General features: G+C 50.6%; 14 protein-coding genes and 1 pseudogene. 9 read left to right on the forward strand and 6 right to left on the reverse strand.

All coding sequences use genetic code 11. The annotated features are described in order from the left end of the window. Nucleotides 1–158: 158 nt before the first annotated feature. Both RAC90_RS17790 and RAC90_RS17795 read left to right on the forward strand, forming a co-directional pair. Nucleotides 159–470: a hypothetical protein gene (locus RAC90_RS17790; protein WP_006121995.1), complete on the forward strand. Its 312-nt coding sequence runs from the start codon at nt 159–161 to the stop codon at nt 468–470. Nucleotides 471–680: 210 nt separating this feature from the next. Beyond that, nucleotides 681–1,743, forward strand: a pseudogene (locus RAC90_RS17795) (diguanylate cyclase). A gap of 63 nt (nt 1,744–1,806) precedes the next feature. Here the strand turns inward: RAC90_RS17795 and map are convergent. The 3 genes from map to RAC90_RS17810 form a co-directional block, all read right to left on the reverse strand. After that, complete coding sequence (map, locus tag RAC90_RS17800) at nt 1,807–2,592, reverse strand: type I methionyl aminopeptidase (RefSeq protein WP_006121994.1); 786 nt, start codon at nt 2,590–2,592, stop codon at nt 1,807–1,809. Continuing rightward, nucleotides 2,592–2,834, reverse strand: coding sequence for a ParD-like family protein (locus tag RAC90_RS17805; RefSeq protein WP_039339494.1), 243 nt, complete (start codon nt 2,832–2,834; stop codon nt 2,592–2,594). Before RAC90_RS17805 ends, map begins: the two co-directional genes overlap by 1 nt. Before the next feature lie 200 nt (nt 2,835–3,034). Next, on the reverse strand, nt 3,035–3,937 hold the full coding sequence (locus tag RAC90_RS17810; RefSeq protein ID WP_006121992.1) for a LysR family transcriptional regulator: 903 nt from the start codon (nt 3,935–3,937) through the stop codon (nt 3,035–3,037). A gap of 152 nt (nt 3,938–4,089) precedes the next feature. On the opposite strand from RAC90_RS17810, the gene RAC90_RS17815 reads away from it, so the two are divergent. Then, entirely contained in the window at nt 4,090–5,601 is a 1,512-nt protein-coding gene (locus tag RAC90_RS17815; RefSeq protein ID WP_277284908.1) for an NADH-quinone oxidoreductase subunit L, read from the forward strand. A gap of 29 nt (nt 5,602–5,630) precedes the next feature. Continuing rightward, the gene (locus tag RAC90_RS17820) at nt 5,631–8,171 is read left to right on the forward strand and encodes a YbcC family protein (protein ID WP_375124593.1); all 2,541 of its coding nucleotides are present in this window, start codon (nt 5,631–5,633) and stop codon (nt 8,169–8,171) included. A gap of 331 nt (nt 8,172–8,502) precedes the next feature. On the opposite strand, the gene RAC90_RS17825 is transcribed toward RAC90_RS17820, so the two are convergent. Beyond that, the gene (locus RAC90_RS17825; RefSeq protein ID WP_277284337.1) at nt 8,503–8,703 is read right to left on the reverse strand and encodes a hypothetical protein; all 201 of its coding nucleotides are present in this window, start codon (nt 8,701–8,703) and stop codon (nt 8,503–8,505) included. 1,066 nt (nt 8,704–9,769) lie between these two features. On the opposite strand from RAC90_RS17825, the gene RAC90_RS17830 reads away from it, so the two are divergent. Further along, entirely contained in the window at nt 9,770–10,849 is a 1,080-nt protein-coding gene (locus tag RAC90_RS17830; RefSeq protein ID WP_033742617.1) for a site-specific integrase, read from the forward strand. Between the two features lie 60 nt (nt 10,850–10,909). On the opposite strand, the gene RAC90_RS17835 is transcribed toward RAC90_RS17830, so the two are convergent. Further along, a complete protein-coding gene (locus RAC90_RS17835; RefSeq protein WP_006121986.1) occupies nt 10,910–11,305 on the reverse strand; it encodes an H-NS family nucleoid-associated regulatory protein in 396 nt (131 codons plus the stop codon). A gap of 1,775 nt (nt 11,306–13,080) precedes the next feature. Between RAC90_RS17835 and RAC90_RS17840 the strand changes: the two genes are divergently transcribed. From RAC90_RS17840 to RAC90_RS17850, 3 genes are all read left to right on the forward strand, one after another. Continuing rightward, complete coding sequence (locus tag RAC90_RS17840) at nt 13,081–13,641, forward strand: non-canonical purine NTP pyrophosphatase (protein WP_033742402.1); 561 nt, start codon at nt 13,081–13,083, stop codon at nt 13,639–13,641. Then, nucleotides 13,638–14,432 carry an SIR2 family protein gene (locus RAC90_RS17845; RefSeq protein WP_033742404.1) on the forward strand — a complete coding sequence of 265 codons (795 nt, stop codon included), beginning with the start codon at nt 13,638–13,640 and terminating at the stop codon, nt 14,430–14,432. The genes RAC90_RS17840 and RAC90_RS17845 overlap by 4 nt, the downstream gene beginning before the upstream one ends. 113 nt (nt 14,433–14,545) lie before the next feature. Continuing rightward, nucleotides 14,546–14,860: a YebG family protein gene (locus RAC90_RS17850; RefSeq protein ID WP_006121982.1), complete on the forward strand. Its 315-nt coding sequence runs from the start codon at nt 14,546–14,548 to the stop codon at nt 14,858–14,860. 350 nt (nt 14,861–15,210) lie between these two features. Here RAC90_RS17850 and RAC90_RS17855 read toward each other — a convergent pair whose 3' ends face one another. Then, nucleotides 15,211–15,549, reverse strand: a complete 339-nt coding sequence (locus RAC90_RS17855; RefSeq protein ID WP_277284342.1) for a cupin domain-containing protein — start codon at nt 15,547–15,549, stop codon at nt 15,211–15,213. A gap of 156 nt (nt 15,550–15,705) precedes the next feature. Between RAC90_RS17855 and RAC90_RS17860 the strand changes: the two genes are divergently transcribed. Further along, nucleotides 15,706–15,894: hypothetical protein (locus tag RAC90_RS17860; protein ID WP_375124594.1), on the forward strand; the 189-nt coding region annotated here is incomplete at its 3' end.

The raw sequence follows: 15,894 nt of genomic DNA on the forward strand, positions 1-15,894 counted from the left end.
TATCCAGATTCTCGTTGTTAATTTTCGCTTATTTTAGCTGTCCTGAGACGAAATGATACTCACGTTCCCGGTTAAAATGCGTTAAGAGGCAAGCAAATGCCTTTTATTCATCCGGCTTGTTGTACACTGCCGATGATCCCACGACGAGGAAAGCGACGATGAATGACAAGAAAATGATTTCCATCGATCAGTTCAGCGATGAAGAGCGACTTGCCGTCAATGAAGTGCTTCATCATTTGATTGAAAAATACCGCCAGCGTACGGGTAAAGAACCGGACGTCAAAAAAGAGAAAGCGCTTAACCTTGAAGCGCGTCAGCAGGTGATGGCGGATAAATTGCTTAAAGAAAAGTTAAAAGCAGAAAAGGAAAACAAAAAACCTGTCCGAAAAAAGAAACCGTCCTCACTGACTGCCAGTGAAGTCAGCGATTTTAACTGGTCTGCGTCGGTCGCGAAGGGCCGCAGGAGATAGCGGCAATGTATTGCTAAATTGACAGCCTGATGCATGACAATGAGGTGATGTTGCGCGTTGGGCTTAAACGTATTTTTTAAATGCGGGCAGCTAACATTTTTTTCTCACCAGAAAAAATAATAAATAAAGCGGAAAGAATCTTAAAAAGTCATGCTGCCTGCTCTTTTTGTAGATAAACTGCATTATATAGACTGCTAATTACGCCTTCGAATGACCTATTACTCACCCGATGATAATCATCTCAAAATGCGATCGACGCGATTTGTTCGTCGCATGTTCGCAATGCGCCAATTAGGGACGATTTTATGTGCCATGCCAATCGCTTCTGTATTAGTAGAACAGGGTCACGGCATCTCTATTTTTGCGTTACTGATCGGTAATGTCATCGTCTGGCCGTCTCTGGCCTATCGCCTTGCGGCTTCCGCGCGTGATTCAACCGCGAGGGAAAGAATAAATCTGACACTTGATGCGGCGTTTGGCGGTATCTGGGTCGCGTTGCTGGCGCTGAGTCCCATGCCGTGTTTTGTGATCATGGCAGTATTAATTTCCGACCGTTACGCAGCAGGCGGCTGGCCACAGCTCTTGTCCGCATTTCAGTCATTTCTTTTTGCCTTTCTTCTGGTCTGGACGCTTGAAGGTGCGCCGGTATCAATGACGTTCAGCCTCCGTACAGCCTGGCTGACATTACCGCTGGCGACCTTTTATATGCTGGCGTTAAGCGTTGTATCCCATAATCTGACGTATATGCTGCGTCAAAAAAATCGCGAACTTGAACGCATTGCATTAATGGATCCGGGTTTGCAAATTCCTAATCGACGTCTTTTTGAACGTCGACTCGAAAGCGAATTTCTTCGTACCCGCCGTGGAAGACAGTAAAGCCTATCTGATTCTGATCGATGTTGACCATTTCAAACATGTTAACGATACCTATGGTCACGAAGCAGGGGATTTTCTTCTGGCGGAAATTTCAGGTTTATTACGTGACAGTGTGGGAATGAAAGACACACCGGCGCGGTTCGGTGGCGATGAGCTGGGCGTCATTGTCCGTGATGCTGATGACGCTGGCATCGTCAAACTCGCTGAGCATATTCAGTGGCGCATTACGCAGTTACGGTTGCCTGCTTCGCCCGATTTTACCTGTTCAGTCAGTATTGGTATTGCCTGTGCAGAAAAAGCCAGTTCGATACACGAATGGTTGCGCCGTGCCGATGAAGCGTTATATGACGTTAAGCGCTCAGGACGTAATGGTTTAAAGTTATGGCGAGGTCTTTAAGCACAGGGCACGATATCTTATACTGCAAAAATAAAGCCGCCTGTTAAGGGCGGCTTTATTGACTCAGATAGCGGGATAATCGCCCGTTCCCTCGGGCCAGGGCGTGAGCAGGTCAAAACCCGTGTCGGTAACGGCAACGGTATGCTCCCACTGTGCGGAGAGTGATCGATCCTTCGTGACTACCGTCCAGCCATCGGAAAGCACGCTGGTGCCCGCTTTTCCGGCATTGATCATCGGCTCGATAGTAAAAATCATACCAGCTTTCAAGGGCATCCCTTCACCGGGCGTACCGTAATGCAAAATTTGTGGGTCGGTATGATAAATCTCGCCGACGCCATGACCGCAATATTCTCTGACAACCGAAAAGCCGGCATTTTCAGCAATGCGCTGAATGGCTGCCCCTATATCGCCTAAGGTCGCGCCAGGACGGACAGTTTTTATACCGGCAACCAGCGACTGGTAAGTGATATCGACCAGGCGTTTGGCGCGCACGGACGGTGTGCCAACAAAATACATGCGGCTTGTGTCGCCATACCAGCCATCTTTGATAATGGCGACATCGATATTCACGATATCACCGTCTTTCAGTTTTTTTGCCGCAGGGATGCCGTGACAGACAACGTGGTTTACAGAGGTGCAGGTGGTTCGCGTATAACCGTGATAACCGATATTAGCCGGCGTCACGTTGAGTTCATTGACAATAAAATCGTGGCAAATATCGTCCAGCTCTTCCGTCGTAATGCCTGGACGAACGTGCGGTGTGATCATGGCCAGCACCTGTGCTGCAGCATGACCTGCCGCGCGAGCTTTTTCGATTTCTTCGGCGGAATGTATTTTCACTGTTCCCATTACACTTCTCCCTGTGGGGCCAGGTCACTCTTATGCAGCACCTGGCGAATATCAGCACCGCCGTTCATTTCTATACGAATGAGCGTTTGCGCCAGTTCATTTTGCGTTAACTGCGGATAGAGCTCGGCCAGCATGCCCAGTTTTAACCAGTGCTCAGCCTGCGAGTTGATCGAACGGCTCATTGCCTGACTGGCAATACGAAGATTCTCATGCATCACGTCGGATATTTTTACGATGCCCATACTCATCCTGTATATAAAATGTATGCGTTTTATATACAGGGTAATGCCTGCAGTGGAAATTGCAATGAAAATTCCTGGGCATCTGAAAATGTGTGAAATTTACGCGACTTTCGTCTGTATCTTTTATACCAATGCATATTTATATTTTAGTTATTTGGCGATTCAATACATTGCCAGGCAACCTGCAATCGGCGTGATACTCAGTTGGGCACCTGTAATTTTTGCGCCCCTGCCAGCAGTTGCTCCAGCACGTCAATACGATGCCGGTGTGGTGTTGTGATGGCAAAGAAGCGCTCCTGCAGTTCATCTGACTGGCCCACGGAGACAAGAATGCCGGCGCGTAGCTCATCCTGAACCACAACCTCGGGCAACACGGTGAGCCAGCCGCTGTCGCGGGCGATCAGACGCAGCATCGCCATGTCGTCCACCTCGGCTCGCAGTCTTGGCGTCACGCCGGCCTTAGAACATAAAGCATCAAATTGCGCACGCAGGGCATGGCGCGGGCCGGGCAGGGCAATCTCCACGCCATCCAGGTCTTCCGGGATGCGCAGGCTTTGTGACGCCCATTTGCTCGCGGGGCCGACGACGGAGATAGACTGGCTGCCCAGGAACACGCAGCGCAACGGACGATCGGGATCGGCAGGTACTGTCTCATTAGCCAGCACCACATCCAGCTTATGCTGCGTCAGCCTGACCAGCAGGCCCTCCAGTAATCCGGACTCCAGTGTCAGTACTATGGCAGGGTCGGTAAGCGCGGGCCGAATCCAGTTTTCCTGATAATTTCGCGACAGCGTTGCCACGCTGCCCACGCGTAACCGTGTAACACCGGCTGACGTGCCTTTTAACCGTCCCAACATCTCCTGGCTCAGACCAAAGATGTTGTCGGCATAGGCCATAACCAGCTGACCTGTGTCTGTCAGCATCAGACGGCGACCTTTACGGATTAACAAACTTTCTCCAAGTCGATCCTCCAGTTGCCGAATTTGCACCGAAACGGCCGATTGCGAGGTGGCCAACTCTTCGGCAGCCCGCGTCAGATGCCCAAGCCTGGCCACGCGCCAGAAATAATAAAGGTGATGAAAATTCAACTGGTTGAGGTTCATTATTCGTTTTTTAATATTGAAATGTGCAAATAAATATATTTTACAGAATAGTTCAGGTCAATGATCATACGGCTAATTAAGCGTATGAGGGAAATACAATGAATATCCTTGATGTTCTGCATCTGGTCTGTTTTTTGGCGCCAGCATTTCTAATGGCCGCATTAGCGGGACTGACGCGGTTTAGTTGGATTACCACGCCGATGCTTTGGCGTGTATTACAGGGAGTCTCGTTGAGTACCATTGCCTTAACCGGACTGTGTCTTGCCGCGGGCATCAGTGGTGCGCAATGGACGGGCGTAATAATGGCAACCTCTTTTGGCCTGGTTTTGGCTTTACTGGTGCAAGTGCTGGGTAAGGTTATCGCTTCATTTTCTGCGCGTTACCTTGAAGGGGAAGCCAACCAGCGAGGCTATATTGGCGCACTGGCCGTTGTGCTGTGCAGCGTGCATCTGCTCGTGATCGCCGATAACTGGCTGCTGCTCATCGCGGCCTGGGCCGCAGTCGGTGTGGCACTTCAGCACTTGCTTTGCTTTTATCCCGATCGGCCTTTTGCGCGGCTTGCGGCACACAAAAAGCACATTGCGGATCGCATGGCTGACGTGATGTTGCTTGGCGCTGCCGCGCTCGCCTGGTGGGATGTAGGTAGTTTCTCGCTGTCAGCTCTGGGGATGCATATCGCTCAGCATGGCATGTCCCTGTCCTTACAGGCGAGTGCCGTTCTGCTCGTAATGGCGGTCATCTTTCGTACGGCCTTGCTACCCGTGCATGGCTGGTTGATACAGGTGATGGAGGCGCCAACACCGGTATCCGCGCTCTTGCATGCTGGCGTCGTCAATCTGGGTGGCTTTGTGCTTATGCGCTTCGCTCCCATGTTAGATCAGGCAAACGCTGCGCGCATCCTGTTGCTGATTTTCGCGCTGGCGACCGCTGTGCTGGCAGGCATTGTCATGTTGACTCGCATCAGTATTAAAGTGCGGTTGGCCTGGTCAACCGTTGCGCAGATGGGCTTCATGCTGCTCGAATGCGCGCTTGGCCTTTATACGCTGGCGGCACTGCATCTGATTGGCCATTCACTCTATAAAGCCCATGCTTTCCTGTCGGCCTCGGAAGGTGTAAGAGACACTCGCCTGCAGGCTTTGCACCGGGCCGCTTTGCCCAGCACCCTTAGCGTGTTTTTTGCCCCCGTGCTGACAATTACCGCCGTGTTTCTGGTGCTGATGCTCTCAGGTCTTGCCGCCTGGCCCTGGTGGTGGAGTGTGGTGCTTGGTATGGCCTGGGCACCGTTACTGTGGTTACCCGAGGCTTCAGAGGGCGGGTCTGGAAAGTCGGCGCAGCTTCTTTTCGGGTGCGTCACGGTGATCTGTCTGACGACAGTTGCGCTGTCAGCACATGCGCTGCCGCTTGGCCTGCAGGATATGCCGGATGACAGTCTGGGTCTGATCGCGCTGGCAGGCATGGCGGCCCTGTATCTCTGTCAGGTGTTATTGCAAAAGCAGCCGCAACACCTGTCGCGCTTGCGTCAATGGAGTTATGCGGGTTTTTACCTTGACGAAGCCTTCACACGTCTGGCGCTGCGCTTATGGCCAGTTAACCTCACATCCCGGGTTTCTATGCACGTTGAACCTGAAGTGCCAACCGCGCCTGTTGCTGACAGGCTGAGCTGAACCATACGAATAAACTGGAGAGCCTACTGATGGATACCTTAGTCAATAACGAAAAAACCGGTTCGGCGAGCCTGACGCAATCGACACAAAACGCCTGTTCCCGGCATGCTGCAATTGAGCAGGCTTGCAGCCAGGCCTGCCAGGCGATTGCACCAACATGGCCGCTGGACCGCGCCATTGCTGTCAACCCTCACTGGTTGCGTATTGGCATGCCGGTACGCAGGGTGGCCGCCCGGATGGCGGTACTCGGCGGTATCCGGGTATTCCCATCGCGAGATCAGCAGTTCCTGGCCTGGCGCGAGGGCCGTATCAGCCTTGCCGATCTCAATCTGGCGCTACATCAGCTGCCCGAAGCACAAGCGACCGGTCTGACGGCTGAACAGTGCCTGGATGCGTTACAGGCAAGAACCTCACCAGTGCAATTGCCGCTGCTAATTGATGTGCTCGACAACGATCCTGATCGGCACCAGAGATTATCCTGGCGGCAGGCTATCACGCACCAGGTTGGTCAAACCTGCGCCGCCTACTTCGATGAAGATCAGGCGAACTGGCAACCTCAGCGGCAGGGCTTATATGCCTTCTGGCGGGATACGCTGGGGCACGATCAGGGTATCGGTTTGTTAATGGGGTTGCCCCATATCACAAATGCTATCAATGCCTTACCCGATAATGCTACCGATGCGGAGCGTTGGCTTATCGCACGTCTGGGCCTGCCTGAAGCTGTATGGGCGGATTATCTGGAATCGGTGCTGCTTACCGTGAATGGGTGGGCTTCCTGGTGTGCCTATCTGAGCTGGCAGGCGGGACTGGCGGGGGGTAAGGACCCACACCTGCGCGAGTTGCTGACGATTCGCTTAGCCTGGGGCGTAATCCTGTTGGAATGCAAAGATGATGCAGCAACCCGGCACGCGCTTGCTTCGCTTCAGCACGCCTGGAAACAGGCTCACCAGGTGCTGGATGCGGCGGAACAGGCGATGCTGGTTGACGAAGTATGGCAACTGGCGCTGGAGATTGGCTATCAGCGTGAGTTGGCACATCGGCTGGCCTCGGCAAACGGTCATGGTACGGAACATCAGGCAATCGAAGCCCAGGCTGCTTTCTGCATTGATGTGCGCAGTGAACCGTTGCGCCGTGCGCTTGAGACCGTGAGTGCTGGTATACAGACCATCGGTTGTGCAGGATTCTTTGGCCTTCCCGTTGCCTACACACCGCTGGGCACGCAAGCCCGCCGTCCCCAGTTACCCGGCTTACTTGCGCCTTCCCTGGAGGTCGCTGACCGTATCGTGGAGGCGGGTTCGCAATATAAAGCCGATGCGGCACTGCAAAGCCAGGCCAGTCGTTCGCGTCACGCCCGATTTGCCATGGCCGATCAATGGAATGCGATTAACCGCTGGCCGGGGGCTGCCTTCTCGTTAGTGGAAGCGGTTGGACTGGGCTACTCGGTCAAGCTGGTAAACTGGTTACGCCCGGGCAATAAAGCACGTGCCAGAGATGATCTTGCTGGCTTACCTGCGCGGTTTCGGGAGACGTGCCGCCCACAACTGGTTGGGCTGGATACTGAGGCTAAAGTTAAGCTCGCTGCCGGGGTTCTTCATGCCATGGGCCTGGAACAGCATCTGGCACCTATAGTGCTCCTCGTTGGACATGGCAGCCAGTCAGCTAACAATGCCCACGCAGCGGCACTGGACTGTGGTGCCTGTTGTGGCCAGACCGGTGAAGTGAATGCACGCAGCCTGGCGCAATTGCTTAACGAACCACAGGTTCGCCAGGGGTTGCAAGCGCAAGGAACAGTGATTCCGGACTCTACGACGTTTGTGGCCGCCCTGCATAACACGACTACCGATGAAATCGAGTGGTTTGATCTCGATTTGTTGCCGCAAAGTGCGCGCGCCCGCTGTGAGCGATTGCAACCAATTTTTAATCAAGCCAGTGATCAGGTCCGCCGCGAGCGGGCACCCGCCCTTAAGCTGGACCCGCGTGCGCCCGAAGATGTGTTGCTCGGACAACTACGCCGTCGCGCTAATGACGGGGCACAAACCCGTCCCGAATGGGGTCTTTCGGGCAACGCAGCCTTTCTTATTGCCCCTCGTCACAGAAGTCGTGGCGTAGTCCTGGGCGGGCGCAGCTTTCTGCATGACTACGATGCGAGTCAGGATAGTGATGGCAGTCTACTGGAAGGCCTGATGACCGCACCCATGCTGGTCACACACTGGATCAACTGGCAGTACCACGCGTCAACATGCGATCCGCAAAGGTTGGGGAGCGGCAATAAGGTGCTGCACAACGTAGTGGGGGGCCGTATCGGTGTCTTTGAGGGTAATGGCGGCGATCTGCGGATCGGTTTATCACGTCAGTCGCTCCATGACGGCGAGCACTGGATGCACGAGCCGTTGCGCCTGACCGTTGTTATCGACGCGCCGCAAAGCGCCATTGACGCAGTGATTGGTAAGCATGAGGTTATCCGGAAACTGCTCGATAACGGCTGGCTCCATCTGTGGCGCTTTGAGGAGGCCGGTCTGGCACGCTATGCACAGGGTAACTGGCTTTCACTGAATCTGGAGAGTCTATAAGAACGCCTGTGTGCTAAGGCCTTCGCTGAAAAAATGAAGCGACTGTCTGCCATACTAAAAAAAAGTGACAGTGTAACTAATAAGTGATTTTTTTATTCTGTACAAAGGGGCAGTTGTTCCTTTTTTACAGACATAAAAATCGTTCCAACCATTTTCAGGATAACGCGAGCAGGCCAGTTAACGGCCTGCATTTTTTTGCCGGTAAGCTGGCGTTCAGCATGACGTGGCGATCAATCCTGTGTGGCACACGAAGTTAATGGGTGTTTAAAGAGTGATGTCTGGCTAACCGACTGAAAATTAGTGCTTTATCGATGTGATTCAGGCGGCAGAATTAACGACTGTCGGCAGAGTGAACAGGCGAGTCGTCCACATGCAGCACGGCCATAGCCGTCACCTTCAGCCTTTGTCTCGCGGTGGCGAAACCGGAAATCGTATTGACTGAGAGCAGCGATAATTCATCACGCAACGTTTTTAATAATGTCGACATGCCAGTACGGAATTTTAGTACGCCATCGGGCGGTCTGTAGGCCATAATACGCATTCGGACATTTATTGCAGTGAATGCTTATTTTGCCGATATCATAATAGTACAACCCTTGTAACACAGCGCGATGCAACGCATGTCAAACTCATCTCCGGGAACAACGTAATGCGATCACTAATTATCATGGGCCTGGTGTGGGTTCTTGCTGCATGTTCTAACTCTGTGGGACACAATTTCGATACGGCGACTATTCAGAAGATTAAACCCGGTCAGACGACACGCGCGGAGCTCATTCGTATGTTTGGACCGCCTGATACAGAATCACCTTATCCCAACGGGCAGCAGGTCATGATGTGGAAATACAGTCAGGCCAGGGCCCTGGATACATCGGCGGGAAAGACGCTTACTGTGCAAACTCAAAACGGACGAGTTTTTAACTATACGTTTAGCAAGAGCTGAAGCGGCTGGTGTTACGCGCAATTGTTTCATTTTCAATGTTAGAGTGCGGTGCCGCTGTATCAAATGCATTCTGACCACATGGTCAACCCGAGAGTGCCTTGTTATCGATAATCTCTCCCGTAGCCCGAGCCAGGTATTGCAGAGATCTTACTGGCGGTGCGCCTCATAATTTATGGCAGGGGGCGTACTCATGAAGCGGTAGCACGACGATCAGAACCCCGTAATTTATCTGCGCCTCCTGGTATTAGTGAAGCTATCTCACTTGCTATTACTGCGCCTGTTCATCTGAACGTGCGCAGAGGTTTCCTGCCCGGATCTCCGTACAGCGAATAGCTGTCAAATGCACAAAACGCATCGCGGAATTTTTGACCGCATACTTTTCAGTTAGCTGACGTATCCCATTCATCGTCTTTATCTCCTGAGAAAGCGCCATTGTGGAAATAATCCATCATTTATCGCGTTGTTCTCTGCGGGTTTATTAACCAGTCCATTTAAAAATAATGAGAGTCTTTTCCTTAATGACTTTCTTAAAAAGCGTACAGCGCTACCATTGTGACTCCAGACTTAACAGGTCTGGAGTCACAGGCTGTTGAAAGGTAGAATCTGGCCGACAGTTTTACGATCAGGAGAGGCAGTGGCAGAAATTTTGACAGAAATGACATCGCCGCATGTGGGCCGTCACGTCATGTGTTGGCTCAATCAGATCAGACATGCTTCCTTGTCTGATCTGGATAATTTTGGCGACGAAGGAACAGTGGAGCAGGTTATCCGCGTGTGGGTAAAACTGTCGTTGCTTGTCACCCGACGTCGTCCCGAAATTGCCATATCATCACTACTCAGGCATGTGTTGCCGAATATTGGCACTTTACCGCTAAAAAACCTGACGCGTTTACGATTAAACAGGCTCTATAACATCCTGATTTCTGAAGGTAAAAAAGAGGAAGCCCGGCGCGTTTTTGCTCTGACTAAACAGTTTTTGTCCTGGGCCGAAATGCAGGGTTACCTGGCGCATTCGCCCGTGGCTTCACTGAGGAAACGTGATATTGCGGGCCGTGCGTCACCTCCACGAAGCCGGCAACTGTCAGACGCGGAGATTTGGGTTTTCTGGCATGGTCTGGATAACTGGTCGTTGTCAGAACAGGTACGCTGGGCCTTACGTCTGTGTCTGGTCAGCGCCCGTCGGCCTGACGAAGTTGTTCAGGCGCGGAAATCAGAATTTAATCTGCAATCCGGATTATGGAAGCAGGGAACACGTAACAAGTCCCAGCGCGAACATACTTTACCCATTTCAGCGTTAATGCGCCGTTGTATTGAGGCCTTAATTGCCGCCAGCGATCCGGCTTCTCCCTGGCTCGTACCTGCGCCGCGTGATGTCATGCAGCCGCTTTCGAAAGGTGCGCTGAATCAGGCACTACGCCGGATGTTGCGTGCGCCTCGGGGATTAGGGCTGGAACCTTTCACGCCGCGTGATTTACGTCGAACGGCACGTTCGAAACTCGCCGCGCTGGACACGCCAAACGATGTGGCAAGAAAAATTATGAATCATGCATTAGAGGGAATCGATCGGGTTTACGATACGCATGATTATGTTGTGCAAATGCGGACTGCGCTGGAGCGGTATTCAGAAACGGTTGAGCGTATTACTGAAAGCGACAGCTACCATCATCTCCCTCATCGGTATGAGAATGAGACGCTACAATTAGCCAGTTCATCAATAATGATGATGAGCAGATAATCTCTTAAAACAATGTTTCCAATAAAATGCGCGGTATCGAAATCAATACCGCGCATTTTGTCAGATCAGGAAATCGTCAAGCGAACCGCCAGCGTCCAGCGCCTTTTTAATTGGCGATGGTGTACGGCCCTGGCCTGTCCACGATTTAGTTTCACCGTTTTCATCGGTATAGCGATATTTAGCAGGGCGAGGTGCGCGCTTAGCTTTTGTTTTTGTCTCTGTGGGCAAATCAACCAGTTCAGAAATATCAATGCCGTCATTCATCAGCATTTCTTTATACTTAGCTAACTTATCTGCTTTCTCGCGCAGCATAGCTTGCTCAGCTTCTTCTTCTTCACGGCGTTCAGCGACAACGACAGAAAGCTTTTCGAGCATTTCATTTAACACATCAAGCTCAATTTCCCGGGCTTGTGCGCGTAGAATACGAAGGTTATTTAATGCTTTGAGCGCATCCATTGGTTAATCCTTAAATTACAGCGAATATTTAAACAGGGTCATTCTACGAAAAATAATCAAGGAAAGAAATATCTCTTCTGTCTGAAATGTACAAATTTGTTACCGCTTAGGATTATTACGGCATTTTAAACGCATTAAACATACATAAAATTTAAATGCCAGACGCATTGTCAGCGCCTTTTTCGTTGAGGTCCAGGTGATAAACGGTAGCATATTACGGTGACGTATTGAAAATAACGCCCATTTATTTACTTAAAAAAGCAATAAAAATCAGTGTGTAATGCATTGCCTCCTTACCAGTTACAGGGATATTACGGCATAATAAAGTCGCTTCATTCCAGCGCAGGTAAATGATAACGTCAGGTTAATAATTCCCCATGATAAATTGTCCTTATCTTCATTCTGCTCCAAAATGGTTGTGTCTTAATCGCCGGATAATGCGTTAACCGTCTTGTTCATTCCTGTTCACGGGATTAGTTTTTGTGAAGCCAGACGATTACTGAAGTCTGCAACTTTTCTTACAGGACAAATCCTTCTTTTAACACGGTTAGTCAGCGCAATATAGATCGCTATGATGGATAACATTGTGGGTACGCGCGCCTGTCTGTCTTAAGGTTTAATCACACATTTCGTGCTGTAAAGCAGAGCTATAAGCGGAGCGTTGACAAGTGACGGCAAGAATAAAAACGGGTAGCTAATATCATCCTGATGGCCTCTCTCCGTCACTGTACTTAAAGCCAGTCGGGAGGTTATCGTCGCTATAAGAATTTATCAGATCAACAACATTTATATGGCTGCGGACGTGATGCCGTTTGCTTATGAAAACACAACGTATTGCTGCCATTAGATTCTTGCACTTTTCGCTAAGGCGGATATTGTCATCTTTTCCGCTATGGGATGCTTTTCATTCCACGTCTGAAAAGTGAGTCGCTCTGTCTGACAGAATAACGTGCAGGGGGTTTCTGGAACCATTCAAAACCGCTTTTCACAAAAACATGCGTAGTGCGGCGTCTTTATCATTTTCCTCAGGATGAATTTTGAAATGCCGGAAGGGTGAACAGTCGGTGTGAAGGGCGGCACTGGTCTGCACATGCCGTACATTAGCAATAAAAGATATAAACGTTCATCGCTGCCGTTTGCAAAACAGCTTTGCCACCGACAAATACACGGGTCCTTGTCAGGGCGTCACGTCCGACTTTCTTCCCGATTCTTTTATACAGCCTCGCCAGAGCACTCTCTGCCAGTGAAAGACAGGTTCAGCCCCTGACGAGTGATGCGGCTTTGACGAACGGAACAGAGAGCGCAGGATAAACGGCTTATGCTATGCGTAATATTTTCGATTCATCTGTCAGGCACTGGATGGAAAATAAAACGTTAGTGACTTGATACTGTCAGTACTATGATGATGCCTGCATCAGTCTGGCTGGCGAACAGAGCCCCTGAAAGAACTTCGCGGCCGGTTTCTCTGTGGCTTACGGTATTTCCGCGCTTTGGAAAGGTGCAAAAACGCAGACGATGCGCAAAAGATTGTGTGTCTTTAAATAGCCAATGCAGCGGGTGCTTATTAAACGGAGCGGTGTTTTACATCATGCCTTATTCGGACTTATTCACGTCCTGCGTTGTTCTGTTTTATCCGCTCTACTCTGTAACCCCGCGTTTTGCGCAAATGTTCACGCCAGAAAGGCGCGAATTTGCGCTACACTCACCAGCGATAACCTCTTGTTCTGTCTCAATGATAAATTTGACTGAGGCAGCGTAATCAACGTGGAAGAAGCATGAAAATCAGATTCCTTTCGGCCAATGAGCAAAAACTGGCGGAGGTCCGCGGAATACTGGAACCTGTGGGCGTGGACGTCGTACCCATCGCGCGTCGCATTGAAGAAATTCAAACGGAAAATGAACTGGATTTAGTGCGAGATAAACTGACGAAGGCCTTCTCTATTATCGGACGTCCGCTTTTTGTTGAGCACACCGGGCTGTATCTGGATGGCCTGAATGGTTTGCCTGCGGGGCTGACGCGTATTTTCTGGAATCGCCTCGGTGCCGATCGCTTTGCATCGCTGGTACAGGGCCTCGACAGTCAGGGTGTAACCGCCAAAACCGTACTGGGTTATTGCGACGGACGCAAAATGTACCAGTTTTTCGGCGAATTGCGCGGCACTATTGCACCTGAACCTGCCGGTCCCCATGGATTCCAGTGGGACTGTATCTTTATTCCCGAAGGATACGATCAAACCTTCGCTGAGATGGGCGAGAAGAAAAACGAAATTTCCAACCGTCGCATTGCGCTGGATCGTTTTGCTGCCTTTTTAAAAACTGCACGAGGCGTGGCATGAAACCTGAGCTCAAACGCGCATACGATTCCGGCAAGCTCATTCTGTTTGCCGGAGCCGGTCTTTCCCGTAATCTCGGCCTGCCTGAATGGCATGAGCTTATCGCTCATCTGGCTAATGAACTGGGGTACGATCCGAAAATTTTTAATACTTACGGTACGCACCTCTCTCTGGCTGAGTACTACAAGCAGAAAAAAGGTTCGTTAGGACCGTTACGAAGCTGGATGGATCGCGAATGGCACCGGCCTGATATTGATGTCCGCAGCTCTGAAATTCATACCATGATCACTCAGGGCAACTTTTCACGCATCTATACCACGAATTACGATCGGTGGCTGGAAGCCGCGCATGAGGCCCATGGCGTGCCTTATTCAAAAGTGGCGAATGCAGCCGATCTGGTTTCACTCACCGAAGATAAACGTCATATCATCAAACTTCATGGCGACTTTGATGACGATACTTCTATCGTACTGGATGAAAGCAGCTACTTTGAACGCCTCTATTTTGATTCGCCGTTAGATATCAAGCTGACCCATGATGTCATGGGCAATTCGGTTTTGTTTGTTGGCTACAGCATCAGTGATTTTAATATTCGTCTGCTCTTCTATCGGCTGACAAAAATGTGGGGGCGCACAGGCCTGGCAACCGCCCGACCCAAATCTTACCTTTTTACCAATCGCAATAACCCGGTGGCAAAAGAAGTATTGGGGCAATGGGGAATCGAAATGATCGTGTCGGAAGAGGACGATCCCCGTAAAGCGCTGGCTGAGTTTATGGAAGAATTACTGGCCTGATGCACACCGAATGGCGTAAGCAGGGCAGGTTTAACCGTTGTGTCTTTTCTTCACTGGAAAACGTCGCCGACTGTGTTATACTGTATAAATAAACAGTATGTGAGGGCAATAAAATGGCTGTCGAAACCAAATTTGTAGTAGTCAGAAAGGGTGAAGAGAAGATGACATTTGCCAATAAGAAAGAGGCCGATGCCTACGATAAAATGCTGGATATGGCAGAGGCGTTCACCGACTGGTTACTGGCACACCAGGCCGATATGGACGAATCGCAGGCTGAAACCTTAGGGTTGTTGCTGGCAGAGCAAAAAGACGCGGTACAGCATATTCTTCGCACCAGCAAATTACCTGGCACGGCGCAAAATGTGTCAGAAACAGCTGACGCGACTGCGCAAAGTGAGAAAAAAGTCCGCGCCGTTAAAGCGGCCTGATGGTTCATTCCAGGCAGTTCATTACCTGTGAACTGCCCTCCTGTTATCCCGCACAACGCTCTCTCCATAACGCTTCGCGCGCACTGACTGGTTTACGCCGTGCTTGCCTGCATTACGATCAGCCAGTCAAATGTGTGATGGCAAAAGCGTAGTGATGGAGATATCTGGCAAGCCAGCCAAAACAAAGCGCAGAGCTGTGAAGCCAGCCAGTATGATTCCACATGAATAAGTCCGGTTTTTCATCCCGCCAAAAAAGAGGGCACAAACTGACATATTTTTTCCGCCCGTTTATTGTTTCAGGTCAAAATCATCGCGATAAGTTACCAAAATTTCACTTTCCCGCCCGGTGTTCAGACGACATCGTGACGATCGCCACGCGTTGTGGGATGAGAAATGACTAAAAAAGTGACGCTGTTATCGCTGATATTGCGAGCCTGATGTTTTGCGCCGGGGGGAATTTCAATTCCCTGTTGCGTCTGCAGATGATGCACCACACCTTCCACCTCAAGGCTGAGCTGGCCTTCCAGCACAAAAAAGAACTGCCGCGATCGCACATGATAATGCCGTATTTCATGTGTTGCAGGCGGCATCTGCTCATAAATAATGCTCAGATCGTGTCTTCTAAGCAGATGCCAACCCTCACACTGCTCACCCCAGAAATAATGTTCTGCGTTCTCTTTCGAAATCATGCGCTTTCCCCCTGATGATGAACGTTGTGATTAAGGTCTGACTTGAGTCATGAGAATTAAAGTTCGTTTATTGAGCGCCGATAGATCCTTAAGGAACATAAAAGCGTCTGTCTGGCAGGGAAGTCAATTAAGCCGATCGATTTCAGGGGAATCCGCATGACTTCTCAACCTGCAAAAAAAACACTGACCACCCGCACCCAGATGCTGCTTGCCGGTGGCCTGACTATTACGCTTGGTTTTACCGTCACTATTGGCGTCCTGAGCTGGCAATCGGCAAAAGAGCAAAAAAACTTAGCGGAAAATTATCTTCAACAGATTGCACAAAGTCGCGGCCTGCAGATTCAG

Origin of the sequence: Pantoea sp. CS_6 (assembly GCF_041954745.1) — a bacterium.
Taxonomy (GTDB): Bacteria; Pseudomonadota; Gammaproteobacteria; order Enterobacterales; family Enterobacteriaceae; genus Pantoea; species Pantoea stewartii.